The sequence below is a fragment of the Bacillus sp. PPSBB_11 genome, assembly GCF_038023285.1.
Taxonomy (GTDB): domain Bacteria; phylum Bacillota; class Bacilli; order Bacillales; family Bacillaceae; genus Bacillus; species Bacillus altitudinis.
The window spans coordinates 1,973,458-1,987,914 of record NZ_CP150633.1; the positions used below are offsets into that span (position 1 = coordinate 1,973,458).

General features: G+C 42.0%; 19 protein-coding genes. 17 read left to right on the forward strand and 2 right to left on the reverse strand.

Annotation, left to right across the window (positions count from 1 at the left end; genetic code table 11):
• Positions 1-64: 64 nt before the first annotated feature.
• Both V7L95_RS09650 and V7L95_RS09655 read left to right on the forward strand, forming a co-directional pair.
• On the forward strand, positions 65-544 hold the full coding sequence (locus tag V7L95_RS09650; protein ID WP_008346922.1) for a PH domain-containing protein: 480 nt from the start codon (positions 65-67) through the stop codon (positions 542-544).
• Entirely contained in the window at positions 534-2,030 is a 1,497-nt protein-coding gene (locus V7L95_RS09655; RefSeq protein WP_058336386.1) for a PH domain-containing protein, read from the forward strand. Before V7L95_RS09650 ends, V7L95_RS09655 begins: the two co-directional genes overlap by 11 nt.
• A 59-nt stretch (positions 2,031-2,089) precedes the next feature.
• On the opposite strand, the gene V7L95_RS09660 is transcribed toward V7L95_RS09655, so the two are convergent.
• Positions 2,090-2,692: a rhomboid family intramembrane serine protease gene (locus V7L95_RS09660; protein ID WP_283931231.1), complete on the reverse strand. Its 603-nt coding sequence runs from the start codon at positions 2,690-2,692 to the stop codon at positions 2,090-2,092.
• Between the two features lie 94 nt (positions 2,693-2,786).
• Between V7L95_RS09660 and acpS the strand changes: the two genes are divergently transcribed.
• The 14 genes from acpS to V7L95_RS09730 all read left to right on the forward strand — a co-directional run bounded on the left by acpS (position 2,787) and on the right by V7L95_RS09730 (position 13,772).
• Positions 2,787-3,152, forward strand: coding sequence for a holo-ACP synthase (acpS, locus tag V7L95_RS09665; RefSeq protein WP_019744212.1), 366 nt, complete (start codon positions 2,787-2,789; stop codon positions 3,150-3,152).
• Positions 3,153-3,312: 160 nt separating this feature from the next.
• Entirely contained in the window at positions 3,313-4,329 is a 1,017-nt protein-coding gene (locus V7L95_RS09670) for an outer membrane lipoprotein-sorting protein (RefSeq protein WP_007496489.1), read from the forward strand.
• Positions 4,330-4,457: 128 nt separating this feature from the next.
• The gene (alr, locus tag V7L95_RS09675) at positions 4,458-5,639 is read left to right on the forward strand and encodes an alanine racemase (RefSeq protein ID WP_283931232.1); all 1,182 of its coding nucleotides are present in this window, start codon (positions 4,458-4,460) and stop codon (positions 5,637-5,639) included.
• A gap of 293 nt (positions 5,640-5,932) precedes the next feature.
• Positions 5,933-6,214 carry a hypothetical protein gene (locus V7L95_RS09680; RefSeq protein WP_003214273.1) on the forward strand — a complete coding sequence of 94 codons (282 nt, stop codon included), beginning with the start codon at positions 5,933-5,935 and terminating at the stop codon, positions 6,212-6,214.
• A gap of 4 nt (positions 6,215-6,218) precedes the next feature.
• Positions 6,219-6,569, forward strand: a complete 351-nt coding sequence (gene ndoA / locus V7L95_RS09685; RefSeq protein ID WP_003214169.1) for a type II toxin-antitoxin system endoribonuclease NdoA — start codon at positions 6,219-6,221, stop codon at positions 6,567-6,569.
• A 114-nt stretch (positions 6,570-6,683) separates the two neighbouring features.
• Positions 6,684-7,514, forward strand: coding sequence for an RsbT co-antagonist protein RsbRA (locus tag V7L95_RS09690; RefSeq protein ID WP_007496484.1), 831 nt, complete (start codon positions 6,684-6,686; stop codon positions 7,512-7,514).
• Positions 7,515-7,518: 4 nt separating this feature from the next.
• Complete coding sequence (rsbS, locus tag V7L95_RS09695; RefSeq protein WP_003214235.1) at positions 7,519-7,887, forward strand: RsbT antagonist protein RsbS; 369 nt, start codon at positions 7,519-7,521, stop codon at positions 7,885-7,887.
• Between the two features lie 2 nt (positions 7,888-7,889).
• Positions 7,890-8,291: an anti-sigma regulatory factor gene (locus V7L95_RS09700; protein WP_003214085.1), complete on the forward strand. Its 402-nt coding sequence runs from the start codon at positions 7,890-7,892 to the stop codon at positions 8,289-8,291.
• A gap of 10 nt (positions 8,292-8,301) precedes the next feature.
• A complete protein-coding gene (locus V7L95_RS09705) occupies positions 8,302-9,309 on the forward strand; it encodes a PP2C family protein-serine/threonine phosphatase (protein ID WP_008346904.1) in 1,008 nt (335 codons plus the stop codon).
• Between the two features lie 59 nt (positions 9,310-9,368).
• Positions 9,369-9,698 carry an anti-sigma factor antagonist gene (locus V7L95_RS09710; protein ID WP_008346902.1) on the forward strand — a complete coding sequence of 110 codons (330 nt, stop codon included), beginning with the start codon at positions 9,369-9,371 and terminating at the stop codon, positions 9,696-9,698.
• On the forward strand, positions 9,695-10,183 hold the full coding sequence (rsbW, locus tag V7L95_RS09715; protein WP_007496471.1) for an anti-sigma B factor RsbW: 489 nt from the start codon (positions 9,695-9,697) through the stop codon (positions 10,181-10,183). The genes V7L95_RS09710 and rsbW overlap by 4 nt, the downstream gene beginning before the upstream one ends.
• Positions 10,149-10,937: an RNA polymerase sigma factor SigB gene (sigB, locus tag V7L95_RS09720; RefSeq protein WP_025206796.1), complete on the forward strand. Its 789-nt coding sequence runs from the start codon at positions 10,149-10,151 to the stop codon at positions 10,935-10,937. The genes rsbW and sigB overlap by 35 nt, the downstream gene beginning before the upstream one ends.
• Positions 10,937-11,536: a PP2C family serine/threonine-protein phosphatase gene (locus V7L95_RS09725; RefSeq protein WP_008346897.1), complete on the forward strand. Its 600-nt coding sequence runs from the start codon at positions 10,937-10,939 to the stop codon at positions 11,534-11,536. The genes sigB and V7L95_RS09725 overlap by 1 nt, the downstream gene beginning before the upstream one ends.
• Positions 11,537-11,612: 76 nt before the next feature.
• Positions 11,613-13,772: a Tex family protein gene (locus V7L95_RS09730; protein WP_202734693.1), complete on the forward strand. Its 2,160-nt coding sequence runs from the start codon at positions 11,613-11,615 to the stop codon at positions 13,770-13,772.
• Positions 13,773-13,791: 19 nt separating this feature from the next.
• Here V7L95_RS09730 and cmpA read toward each other — a convergent pair whose 3' ends face one another.
• Positions 13,792-13,926 carry a cortex morphogenetic protein CmpA gene (cmpA, locus tag V7L95_RS09735; protein WP_008346893.1) on the reverse strand — a complete coding sequence of 45 codons (135 nt, stop codon included), beginning with the start codon at positions 13,924-13,926 and terminating at the stop codon, positions 13,792-13,794.
• Positions 13,927-14,025: 99 nt separating this feature from the next.
• On the opposite strand from cmpA, the gene V7L95_RS09740 reads away from it, so the two are divergent.
• On the forward strand, positions 14,026-14,457 hold a 432-nt coding region (locus V7L95_RS09740), incomplete at its 3' end, for a SprT family protein (RefSeq protein ID WP_340966063.1).

The following is a 14,457-nucleotide window of genomic DNA, read 5'->3' on the forward strand; positions in this document are numbered from 1 at the left end:
ATGAAACTTTTTAGGCTTTCTTTCGTAATATATTGATAGAAAAGTAAGAGAATGGGGGAAGAATGTGAGAAAACAGCCGCAACGTCAAATCAGCTTAAATGGATTAAAAGTATGGCGTCTTCAAAATGGAATTATCTCATTGATTTTCTTATTCATCATCATTGGGGTATTTGTAGCTAGTTATTATTTTCAATGGCCATATTGGATTGGAGCCATCCTCATCGGTTTGTGGATTTTACAGGTCATCTTCGGAATCTGGCTCATCCCGAAAATCCGCCATCACATCTGGCGCTATGAAGTATTTGAGAACGAAATTGAAATACAGCACGGATTGATTCGTGTCACACGTGTCATTGTGCCAATGGTACGTGTTCAGCATGTGGATACATCTCAAGGGCCGCTTTTAAGGCGCTACCGGTTGGCATCTGTTCAAATTTCTACGGCTGCGACAGTGCATGATATTCCGGCACTGGAATTAGAAGAGGCAGATGAGCTTCGCGATTACATATCTCGATTAGCAAGGGTGACGGAAGATGATGTCTGAACCAAAACGTGTACATCCAATCTCGATGTTCATTGATTTTATATCAGATGCCGTATCCATGATCAAAAACTTTATTATCCCTTTTTTCGTGCTTATTTTTGTGAACTCGAATTCAAGTATTCGTTTTTATGCGTTCATTATTCTTGGGGTGCTTCTTTTATGGAAAGCTGTTTCAACCGTTTTAGCATGGAGACGATTCACCTACCGAATGGAAGACGATGAATTTCGAGTGGAATCAGGTGTCATCACCAAAAAGAAAAAGTATATCTCGTTAGAACGAATTCAAACAGTGAATACAAGTGAAGGTATCTTCCAGCGGATCTTTGGTTTAGTGCGGGTTCAAATCGAAACAGCTGGCGGAACAGATGGCCCGGAAGTGAGTCTGACGGCGATTACAAAAGCAGAAGCGGAACAATTAAAGCAATCGATTTTCAACCGGAAGAAAAGCTTGCAACAAGAAGAAATGAATGATGAAAATTTAGATCTCCCTGATCCTCTGACAGCGCAACAGCCTGTAGAAAAAGAAATCAGCGTTTCCTACCGAATGGGTATACCAGAGCTGCTTTTGGCTGCGACCACTTCAAGCGGAATCGGCGTCATTATTTCTGGGTGTCTCGCCATTTACACACAAATAGATGAAATTCTGCCTTTGGACGGATTCCTTAAACGGTTTTCTTTTTTAAGTCATGCGAGTGTTGAGATTTATGCGATTCTCATATTTATTGCCGTATTGATTGCGTGGATTCTTAGTGTTGGGGTAACAGCCCTTCAATATGCGAATTTTAACGCAAAACGAAAAGGGAAAGACATCATCATCACAAGAGGACTCATCGAAAGGCATCAAATGACTATTCCGCTTGCGAGAATTCAAGCAGTGAAAATCAAAGAAAATATTCTGCGTGAACCATTTGGTTTTGCGACGGTCATGCTTGTCAGCGCAGGAGGTTCCATTACAGAAAAAGAGACTTCTTCTGTCTTATTTCCACTCATACGGAAGAAAAAAATCAATGAATTGTTAACGCAATTTACAGATCAATATCAGCTGGCACCAGAAAGTGAATTGAAAAAAGTGCCGAAGCGTTCACTAAAACGTTATCTGATATCTTACGGATTTGTTCCATTACTTGTAGGTATAATCCTTTCTGTACGTTTTCCACCATGGGGATATTTGGCGCTGATTCCATTACCGTTTGCCTTGTTTTTTGGGTATTTAGCCTATAAACAATCAGGATATGTGATCAAAGATCAACTGATTCAATTAACGACAAGAGGCATCGGAAAGACCACCGGAATTGTTTTAAGAAAACGAATGCAAAACTATACGATGACCCAATCTTATTTTCAAAAGAAAGGGCGGGTGGCAAGTATTCACACCTTTGTGAAGTCCTCTGCCTTGCTTGATTCCTTTGGTGTGCATCACCTTGAAGAGGAAGATGCTGCACGTGTATGCGATTGGTATTCCTATGAAACGAATCAATCAACTTAAACCAAAAAATGTCGATCAGCTCCCGTTAAACAGAGTGATCGACATTTTTTATGAGCTTACTAGCGTCGTTTTTTTGAATGGAAGAATAGGGTGATCGGTGCTAGGATCATGCCGCCTATCAATCCAAATAAGTGGGCCATGATGTTGATGTTCGAGTTGACGAACGTCATAATGACAGAAACGCCGAGAATCGTTAAGATGACCTGAGAATTACCACGGTCCATCATATGCGGTTTAAATAGGACAAGATAAAGATAGACGCCAAATAAACCAAATATCGCACCAGAAGCCCCGACATGTACGTACTCTAAAGGCTCCACCCAATAGGTTCCGAGATTGCCAATGAATCCTGCACCCAGATAAATCACAAGAAATCGAATCTTCCCAAGCAAATATTCAAGTGCTGGAGCGAATAGGAAGAGCGACATGGAATTGAACAGAATATGTGTCAGACTTCCGTGAAGAAAAATAGGCGTTAAAAGCCGCCACCATTCTCCTGCTGCAACACCATAATTAAAACCAACGAGATGGTCCTGCCCAAGCTGGATCATTGGAATAGGGATCGCAAATAAAAGCCATAGGCCGATTTGCAAAGCAAGGATCGCTGTTACGATTGGATACGATCTAATAAATTGTTGAAAGCTCTCCGTTCGAATAAACATAACAAACCCCTTTTGACTAGATAATGGTAAGTTTATAGTAACACGTTTATGAAGCGAACATCCAAATTAGTACGAGTATCATAGGAGGTACCTCATGATTAAAGGAATCGGTATGGATATTGTAGAGATCGGCCGGCTGTCACGAGTTCTTAGCAGGCAGCCCCGTTTACCAGAACGAATTTTGACTTTACGTGAACAGGAAGTCTTTTACACACTAAGTGAAAAGAGACAGCTGGAGTTTCTGGCAGGGCGTTTTGCGGCGAAAGAAGCATTCGCAAAAGCATACGGTACGGGAATTGGTCAGTATGTAAGCTTTCACGACATCGAGATACAAAAAGATGCAAACGGAAAACCTCTCATCAAAAGTGAGAAAACAAAAGAAGACTACGTTCATGTGTCCATTACCCATACAAAGGAATATGCTGCAGCACAAGTTTTAATTGAAAGGTTGTCAAGCTAGTCTGCATATTGTTTGTCCCCCCTTCATATATTGGGTAGTGCGATAAGGAAGGGCGAGTTGCTAACAGGCTTTGATGGTTCGCGGTACGCAGTTAACTCTTGAGGCGTACTGTTAAAGTCAAACAAGCGGTTTCTTCCTTTTAACACAATTAACGAAGGGGTTGAAAAGGGTGAGAAAAAGCTTTGTTTTGCTTGTAACGGGGATCCTTTTTGTACTGATTCTCTCCGCATGCGGTCAAAAATCTCAACAAGATATCGTTGGAGATTTAAACAAAAAGGCAGAGGAAATGACATCATACAAAGCCAAAGCAAAAATGACCATTGAGACAGGAAATGATCCGCAGGAATACCACGTGGAAATTTGGTACAAGAAGCCGGAGCTTTACCGTGTCTATTTAGAAAATCCGAAGAAGGATCAGAGTCAAGTCATTTTAAGAAATGGCAATGGTGTATTTGTGCTGACACCTTCATTAAACAAAAGCTTCCGCTTCCATAGTGATTGGCCGAACAACAGCAGTCAGGTGTATTTATTTGAATCACTTGTGAAAGACATTAAAAATGACAGTGCAGCTCAGTTCAAAGCAAAAGAGTCGAAGTACGTTTTTGAAACAAAAACCAACTATCAGCACAACCAAATGCTGCCGACCCAAGAGATTACCTTTCATAAAAAAACAATGGCGCCTGCTAGTGTGAAAGTACTGGATAGCGATAAAAAGCCAATGGTGAAAGTAGAATTCTCTCACTTTGAATTCAACAAATCCTTTGACAAAGACGCCTTTGATGAGAAGAAAAATATGACACTTTCTCAAATGGATGTTGCCACAAGTGCAGATCCATCTGACAGCTTTGCTGTGAAAACGCCTGTGGATATGCCAGAGGGCGTGAAGAAAATGGAAGAGAAAGAAATGACAACAGATGCTGGAAAGCGGTATGTGATGACGTATGGCGGAAAGAAATCCTTCACGCTCATTCAGGAAAAAGCACGGGTAGCAGAAGCGTCTACGCCTGTGACGATGAATGGCGAGCCAGTCGATCTTGGCATGACAGTGGGTGTTCTGACAGACAAATCTCTTTCTTGGACATCTGATGGAGTTGACTACTTAATTTCTTCAAGTGATTTATCGAAAGAAGAACTCTTAATGGTCGCCAAAAGTGTAGAAGGACAGTCAGCGAAATAGGCGAAATTCTTAACATAACAACAAATCAGCCCTGTGCAGGGGCTGATTTTCTTTGAGTTGTTTCACATTATTCTGGATTTTTAGTATCATAATGAAGTATTGAATCATTCAATAGGGAAGTGTGATGAATGGACACAAATGCCTTTTATAGAGACACATGGGCAGAAATTGATTTAACAGCAATCAAGCATAATGTTTCACATATGAAAGACCATATTGGTCAAAACGTTCAACTAATGGCTGTTGTGAAAGCCAATGCATATGGACATGGAGATATAGAAGTGGCAAGAGCTGCCCTCGAAGCAGGAGCAGACCTGTTAGCCGTCGCTTTTTTAGATGAAGCCATTTCTTTAAGAAATAAAGGCATCAAAGCCCCGATTCTTGTGCTCGGCGCAGTACCGTCAGAGTATGTCAAAGTCGCCGTTAGATACAACGTCATCATGACTGCTTACTCTATCCAGTGGCTGAGAGAAGTCGTCAAAGTGATGAACGGGCAGATGGGACAACCCATTCGTTTCCACTTGAAAATCGACAGCGGTATGAATCGGTTAGGTGTGAAAACAATCGAGCAGGTGAGCGAAGTAAAAGAGCTTGTCCACGATCATTCTTTTTTACAGCTGGAAGGAGTATTTACTCACTTTGCCACAGCGGATGAAAAAGATGAAAACTACTTCGGTATGCAGGTTGATACGTTTAAAACATTGCTTCAACCGCTTCATACGGACAAACTGCTCATTCATTGCGCCAACAGTGCAGCAGGTCTAAGGTTTAAAGACACTTTATTCAATATGGTTCGTTTTGGCATCAGTATGTACGGGCTGTCGCCGTCGGAAGAAATCAAAGATGAATTGCCGTTTCAACTGGAAGAAGCATTATCTCTTCATACAAAACTTGCACATGTAAAGCCCATTCAAAAGGGTGAGAGCGTGAGCTATGGTGCAACTTATACAGCGAATCAAGATACATGGATTGGTACGATTCCAATCGGGTATGCAGACGGCTGGATCAGGAAGCTTGCCGGAACAGAAGTGCTCGTTGGCGGAAAACGCCGAAAAATTGCTGGACGGGTGTGTATGGATCAATTCATGGTTGATTTGAAAAAGGATATTCCGGCAGGGGAGCCAGTCGTGCTCATCGGCACACAAGGCGAAGACAGGATATCTGTCGATGAAATAGCCAAACGGCTTGAAACCATTAACTACGAAGTCACATGTTCTGTTGGTTACCGCGTCCCAAGAGTCTATATAGAGGACGGCGAAAGGGTTCATGTACGTAATCCGCTGCTTCAAGGCGGGCCAAGCTTTTTATAAACAGCATCCACGGGAACGATGTTCAAACTGACATCGTTCTCTTTTATTCTACAAAGGCATCATAAACATTCTCCCTTTTTTAGAGATTTTGGAAATACCGTATGATTTTCGGAAAAAAGCGTATAATGGGAAAGAGGAACTCCATTATCATCTTGATTTACGGGTGGCGAGCCGCTTCATGTTCTAATAAGAAATCATGAAAAAACAGCTTTGCTTGTGCATTGAATAATGGTATGATTAGTCTTGGAATGGATCGAAACGGTATCCGTAAGTTTTGTGGAGGTGTATGTTTTTTGTCTGAATCCAGCGCAACAAATGAAATGAAGATTCGACTGCCGGAGGCTTTAATGTCTGAGATCGAACGAGTAGCAGAGCAGGATAAGGTAACAAGAAATGAATTGATCTACCGAGCGACAAAAACGTATATTCGTGAACGTAATATTCGACAAAATCGTGAATCGATGAGACGCGGCTACATGGAGATGGCGAAAATTAATCTGAATATCTCTTCAGAGGCACAATACGCAGAATTTGAGGCTGAGAATACAGTTGAGCGATTAGTCAGCGGGGGTTAAACATTTGATTGTTAAACGCGGTGATGTTTACTTTGCTGATTTATCTCCTGTTGTTGGCTCCGAGCAGGGCGGGGTTCGCCCGGTATTGGTGATTCAAAATGACATTGGAAATCGCTTCAGCCCGACTGCTATCGTTGCAGCCATAACAGCCCAAATACAAAAAGCGAAATTACCGACTCACGTCGAAATTAATGCAAAGCGCTACGGCTTTGAACGAGATTCTGTCATTCTTTTGGAACAAATTCGTACAATCGATAAACAAAGATTGACAGATAAAATCACACATCTTGATGATGAGATGATGGAGAAGGTTGATGAAGCCTTACAAGTTAGTTTGGCTCTTATTGATTTTTAATATGGTGATACTTGGTTGCTCTATTGGGAGCAACTTTTTTTGTGTTCAATTTTTTTTAACGTTATAATGAAGAAAGACTAAAGAAGAGCTTTAAATGTAAGTAGGGGGTAAAACATGTCGAATCATATCGTGTTAGCTTTTGCAAGAAAGCACCAAAAGGAATTAGAAAAAGAGTGGACGGACATTTTAAAACGACTCGGAGAAAAAGAAACGGACATGATGCTGAACGACAAAATGTATGAAACCATCTGTTCGGAATATGTTCAACTCATCATTACATCTCTTTCAGAGGGGGATCATGAGGATTTTGAAGAAAAAGTGCAAAATTTTGCTTTAAAAATTGTTCAAATGGGTATATCACTTAAGTTACTGGCAAACGGTCTAACAGAAATCCGTACACATTTATATGAAAAAATGAACGATGACAAAGATACAACACAAGAAAGTCATGACCTCATCTGGCAAATCGATCGATTCATCACACCCATCCATAATGAGATCTTAAACCAGTATTCCATCTCATGGGAAAAAACCGTCAGCCTTCAAAAAATTGCGCTGCAGGAACTTTCTGCCCCGCTAATCCCTGTATTTGAGCACATCACCGTCATGCCACTTGTTGGAACAATTGATACAGATCGTGCGAAAAAAATTATGGAGAACCTGCTTAATGGTGTCGTCAAACATCGCTCACAGGTCGTCTTGATTGATATCACGGGTGTACCTGTCGTGGACACAATGGTGGCCCACCATATCATTCAAGCGTCAGAGGCTGTGAGATTAGTAGGAGCGAAGTGTTTACTTGTCGGTATTCGCCCAGAAATAGCCCAAACGATCGTTAACCTTGGAATTGATTTATCTCAGGTTACAACAAAGAATACCCTTCAAAAAGGAATTCAAACTGCTTTGGAAATGACAAATCGAAAAATTGTTTCATTGGAGGGATAACCAATTGAGAAATCACCCGAAGATTCCAATCTTAAAACTATATAACTGTCTTCTGATTTCGATTCAGTGGGAGCTTGATGACCAAACAGCTCTTCATTTTCAAGAAGACTTGCTGAATAAAATTCATGAAACAGGAGCAAACGGTGTTGTCATCGATCTAACGTCCGTCGATATGATTGATTCATTTATCGCCAAGGTATTAGGTGATGTCATTACCATGTCTAAGCTCATGGGGGCAAAAGTTGTATTAACAGGAATACAGCCGGCAGTTGCTGTGACGCTCATTGAACTTGGCATTTCGCTGGAAGAAATTCAGACAGCACTAGATCTTGAACAAGGGCTTGAGACACTGAAGCGGGAATTGGGGGAATAGATATGAAAGACCAATCCTGTGTAAAAATATTGACGGAATGGGACATAGTCGCAGCAAGACAATTGGGGCGCAATGTTGCAAAAGAACTTGGTTTTGGAACAGTTGACCAAGCAAGAATTACGACGGCCATTTCAGAATTAGCTCGTAACATCTATTTATACGCTGGTAAAGGTCAGATTTGTATAGAAGAAGTAATGGAGCGCGGAAAGCGTGGACTCAAAGTCATCGCAGCCGATGAGGGGCCTGGCATCATGGATATACGTAAAGTAATGGAAGACGGATTTTCTACATCAGGCGGACTCGGAGCAGGCTTGCCGGGCGTCAGAAGACTGATGGATGAATTTAAATTAGATTCCGCACCAGAACAAGGAACTGAGATACAAGCTGTCAAGTGGCTTCGCTAGGAGGGAAACCATGGATTTTAAGGAGGTAATGGAGCAGCGGTACCATCAGCTGCTCAGTCGTTATATCAGTGATTTAACTGAAACATCGCTTTATCAAGCTCAAAAATTTAGCCGTAAAACCATTGAGCATCAAATACCTCCTGAAGAAATAGTGAGTGTTCACCGAAAAGTGATTCAGGAGCTTTACCCTGATTTGCCGGAAGATGTCTTTCATTCACTAGACTTCTTAATTGAAGTCATGATTGGATACGGACTTGCCTACCAGGAGCATTTAACACTAAGAGGCATCCAGCAAGAAATTAAGTCGGAAATTGAAATTGCTGCAAATGTTCAGCAAACCCTTCTGGAAACGAAAATTCCAGAAGGAGACACATTTGATATCGGAGCCATCAGTGTGCCGGCAAAACAGATGAGTGGGGATTATTACCATTTCGTAACAGATCACGATACAATCAATATCGCGATTGCAGACGTCATTGGGAAAGGCATTCCAGCTGCGCTCTGTATGTCGATGATTAAGTATGCGATGGATTCCTTGCCAGAGTCAGGCAGCGGTCCAACGAAAGTGCTCAAAACCCTTAATCGTGTGGTCGAGCAAAACGTAGACCCAAGCATGTTTATCACCATGTTTTATGGCAGCTATAATAAAGAAACACATGAATTTAAGTACGCATCGGCTGGACATGAGCCGGGCTTTTTCTATTGCAAAAAAGAGAATCAATTTTACGATTTAGATGCAAAAGGTCTTGTCCTTGGAATCGCACCAGACTTTGATTACAGGGAGTATGAGCAGCATTTGGACGTAGGAGATATGGTGATCTTATTTTCAGATGGGGTCACCGAATCCAAGTCAGAGGACGGCTTCTTAGAGCGCGAAGATATCAAAGCGCTCATAGCAGAGCATCTTTCCTATTCAGCACAGGAAATGGTCGACGCTATCTATGCAAGCTTACTCAAATTACAAGATTTTCAGCTTCACGATGACTTTACTTTACTTGTCCTTAAAAGAAAGGTTTAGAAAGTGAATATGCGGGTATATAAAACTTTAGGAAACAAGAATTTCGAGGTGAATGCATAATGAATATGTCTGTAAAAGAGCATCAAATAGATCATAAGACGAAAATTAGTGTCAGCGGAGAAATCGATGTGTACTCTGCTCCTGAGCTGAGAGAAACCCTTATGCCCAAAGCAGAGAAAGGAGAGCATCTTGACATTTGTCTGAAAGATGTTACTTACATGGATAGTACAGGTTTAGGTGTGTTTGTTGGGCTGTTCAAAGCGGCTCAAAAAGCAGGAGGATCATTAAAGCTTGAGAACTTGTCGGATCGGCTTGTCAGATTGTTTGAAATCACTGGACTAAAGGACATCATTGACATTTCTGCAAAGTCAGAGGGTGGGGTACAATGAACGAATCAGTAGATCTAATCGAGATGAAAATACCGGCGAAACCAGAATACGTAGGCATCATTCGTCTGACTCTTTCAGGCGTTGCAAGCCGAATGGGCTATGCCTACGAAGAGATTGAGGACTTGAAAATTGCCGTCAGTGAGGCATGTACTAATGCAGTTCAGCATGCCTATAAAGGTGCAGATGGCGAAGATGGAGAGGTAGCGGTTCGCTTTCTTGTCTATGAAGATCGTCTAGAAATCATTGTCGCTGATAAAGGCGGTAGCTTTGACTTTAAGCAAAAGCAGGAAGACCTAGGGCCGTACACATCTGCTCATACGGTGGATCAATTGGCAGAAGGAGGTCTTGGTTTATACTTAATGCAAACATTGATGGATGAAGTCGAGGTGCAAGCAAACTCCGGAGTTACCGTGGCGATGACAAAGTTTTTAAACAGGGAGCGAGTTGACCATGACACAACCATCCAAAACTATGAAACTAACTAAAGATGAAGTGGATCGCCTCATTCAAAGCTATCAATCCAACCATGACGAGCAGGCGCAGCTAACACTAGTTGAGTGTTATACAAATCTTGTGGATATGCTCGCGAAGAAATACTCCAAAGGAAAAAGCTTTCATGAGGATTTAAGACAAGTTGGAATGATTGGTCTACTCGGCGCAATTAAGCGTTATGATCCACTTGTCGGTAAATCATTTGAGGCATTTGCCATTCCAACCATTATCGGGGAAATCAAACGCTTTTTACGTGATAAAACATGGAGTGTCCATGTACCAAGACGAATTAAAGAGCTTGGACCAAGAATCAAGATGGCAGTTGATCACCTGACAACGGAAACGCAAAAGTCACCTAAAGTACAAGAAATCGCAGAATATCTAGATGTAACAGAAGAAGAAGTTCTTGAAACAATGGAGATGGGCAAAAGCTATCAAGCGCTGTCTGTTGACCAAGGCGTAGAGGCTGATTCTGAAGGAAGCACTGTGACGATTTTAGACGTCGTCGGCTCACAAGAAGAAGGGTACGAACGTGTAAACCAAAAAATGATGCTTGAAAGTGTGCTTCACGTTCTGACAGATAGAGAAAAAGAAATTATCAATCTCACGTATTTGCAAAATAAAAGCCAGAAAGAAACAGGCGATTTACTCGGCATATCTCAAATGCATGTATCAAGGCTGCAGCGGAAGGCAGTTAAAAAGCTACGAGATGCATTGTCAGAAGATGCGTCTATGGAGCTAGGGTAATGAAGCAGATCGAACAGCATGAGCATGTAAACGCCATTATCTATCAATCGAACAAAGAAGGAAAATCATGCTGCGGGGACAGTTTTTTTATTAAAGCAGATGATGAAGAACTAATTTGTGCTGTAGCAGACGGATTAGGCAGCGGCCAGTTCGCCAATGAATCATCTTCTTTAGTCAGCGAAATTGTCGAAGAATATGGACATGAGGATGTAACAACCCTCATTGATAGATGCAATCAGGCCATGAAAAATAAACGTGGGGCCACTGTAGCCATATTAAAGGTGAATTTTTCCCAGCAGCAGTTTACCTATTGTTCGGTTGGCAATATTCGATTTATCTTGAATGCACCTTCTGGCGACTATATTTATCCACTTCCGACATCAGGATATCTATCAGGTAAACCTAGAAAATACAAAACATACACCTATTCCTACGAAAAAGGATCGACATTCATTATGTATTCCGACGGACTGAATGTGCCAAACATGCGAATGTGTTTAAAGCATAGCCATTCAGTTGCAGACATCGCCAAACAACTTGAAACATACACACAAGACAAGAAAGACGATCTCACCTATGTACTTGGTCAGCTTACATGAAATAGCTGACCTTTTTTCTGTTTTGCCGGTTTTTTTGATACACTAAAAGAGAAGACACAGTGAGAGGATGCAAAGTATGAAGACATCTGACTTTTTATTGAAACAAATTGCGACAGAATTAAAGCTTTCAACAAAACAAATTGGAAGTGTGATCCAGCTATTAGAGGATGGCAACACCGTCCCGTTTATTGCACGTTACCGGAAAGAGCAGACAGGCTCACTAGACGAGGTGCAAATTCAAACCATTTCTGAACGCTATACATATATCCAAAATGTGACGAATCGAAAAGAAGAAGTGATTCGCTTAATCGCTGAACAAGACAAATTAACAGATGAATTAAAACAGAAGATCGAACAGGCGCATAAGCTGCAAGAGGTCGAAGATTTATATCGACCATTTAAACAAAAGCGAAAAACAAAGGCAAATGTAGCCAAAGCAAAAGGACTTGAGCCGCTGGCGGAGTATTTACTGCAGCTGCCAAACGATGAGATCGAAAAGAAAGCATCGGCTTTTATTAATGAAGAAAAAGAAGTCACAACAGCAGAAGAAGCACTGGAGGGAGCCCAGCACATCATTGCTGAACAGCTTGCGGATGATCCTGATATGCGGAAATGGATTCGCAGTGAGACGTACCAAAAGGGAAGTCTTGTCACATCAGGAAAAGACGTTGAAAACGACGAGAAAAACGTCTATGAAATGTATTACGACTATCAAGAGCCGATTAAAAAAATTGTGCCTCATCGTGTACTCGCGGTCAACCGAGGCGAGAAAGAAGGGATTTTGAAAGCAGCCATCGAGCCACCTGCTGAAAATATTCGTTTCTACCTCGATAAACAAGTCTTAAAAGGCAAGCAAACGACGGCGAGGCCTTACATTGAAGCGGCCATTGATGATGCATACAAGCGCTTGATTCAGCCTTCAATTGAACGGGAAATACGAAAAGAGCTGACAGAAAAAGCAGAGGAACAAGCCATTCATATTTTCGCTGAAAACTTAAGAAAGCTCCTACTTCAACCGCCGATGAAAGGAAAACGTGTACTTGGGGTAGACCCTGCGTTTCGGACAGGCTGTAAATTAGCTGTCGTGGATGATACAGGAAAAGTCCATCATATTGGCGTCATTTATCCGCACCCGCCTGTGCAGAAAAAAGCGGAAGCCAAACAAAAAGTGAAAGAAATCGTTCAATCATCCAACATTGAAGTCATTGCGATCGGAAACGGAACAGCCTCAAGAGAGACCGAACAATTCATCGCAGACTTGATCCAAGAGCTGGACCAGCCAGTTTCATATTTGATCGTGAATGAAGCAGGGGCAAGTGTATACTCTGCATCTGCGCTGGCAAGAGAAGAGTTTCCAGACTTGCAAGTGGAAGAAAGAAGTGCCATTTCCATCGCCAGAAGGTTGCAGGACCCATTAGCAGAGCTTGTCAAAATAGATCCAAAATCTGTCGGTGTGGGACAATACCAGCACGATGTGAGTCAAAAGCAATTAAACAGCTCGTTAACCTTCGTGGTGGAGACGGTCGTCAACCAAGTCGGTGTGAACGTTAATACAGCTTCACAAGCACTGCTGCAATATGTGTCAGGTCTTTCAAAAGCCGTCGCAGGGAACATTGTCAAGCGTCGCGAAGAGATTGGCAGATTCACAAGCAGAAAAGAGCTGAAGGATATCCCAAGGCTTGGTGCAAAGACTTATGAGCAGTGTATCGGCTTCCTGCGCATCACAGATGGACAAGATCCACTTGACCGCACGGGTATTCACCCTGAAAGCTATAAAGAAACAAAACAGTTCTTACGCATGATTAAGATGACGCCAGACGATCTTGGAACAGAACAGTTAAAAGAGAAAATTGCAGGGGTGAAGCTGGACGAAGCAGCAGAACAGCTTGAAATTGGCTCAATCACTCTTCAAGATATCATTGATCAGCTCACAAGACCTGAGCGTGATCCGCGCGATGAAGTACCAAAGCCGCTTTTAAAAACAGATGTATTGAAATTAGAAGACTTGAAGCAAGGGATGGAGCTACAAGGAACGGTGAGGAACGTCGTAGACTTCGGCGCATTCGTTGATATTGGCGTCAAGCAGGATGGACTTGTCCACATTTCCAAGCTAAGCAATCGATTTGTGAAACATCCGCTCGACGTGGTATCAGTTGGTGACATTGTGACCGTATGGGTAGACTCCGTTGACCAGGCAAAAGGCCGGGTCGCTCTATCGATGCTAAAACCAGAGTAAACAAAAAACGAGGCGCACCTTAGGATGGGGTGTGCCTTGATGTGACTGAATGTTTTTTTCTATAGAAGTACCAGCATTGATTGAGTAATTTGATTTGATAATGATTTTTCTCATAAAATGCTTTCTGCATCTGATTTTTCAGCCAGTTGGGCATCGCCCATTCCTCCTTTGATCAAAACAGTGGGTGTACCTTCAATGTATGCAAAGGGGAAATTGTCCCGTTCGAGGTTTTTATAGAAAGGAACGATCTTGATTGAACGAAAGAGAGTTACAGCAGTTAACAGAAGACATTTCAGAGCAGTTCTTTGGTAAGGCGTTTCGCCATCAGGCTGTTTTTAATGACCGTCTTAAAACGACAGGCGGGCGATATTTACTTGGAACACACAATATCGAATTGAACCGCCGATACCTAGAAGAACATGGACGAGAAGAATTAATCGGGATCATCAAGCATGAGCTGTGTCATTATCATCTGCATCTTGAGGGAAAAGGCTATCAGCATCGTGACCGTTCCTTTAAAGAGTTATTAAAACAAGTAGGAGCCCCGCGTTTTTGTACAGCGCTAAAGACCGTACAAAATAAACGACGTGGACAGAAGCGACAAGAATATGTTTGCACAGGATGCGGTCAGTATTTTATGAGGAAAAGGCGAGTTGATACCTCTCGTTATGTGTGCGGCGTCTGC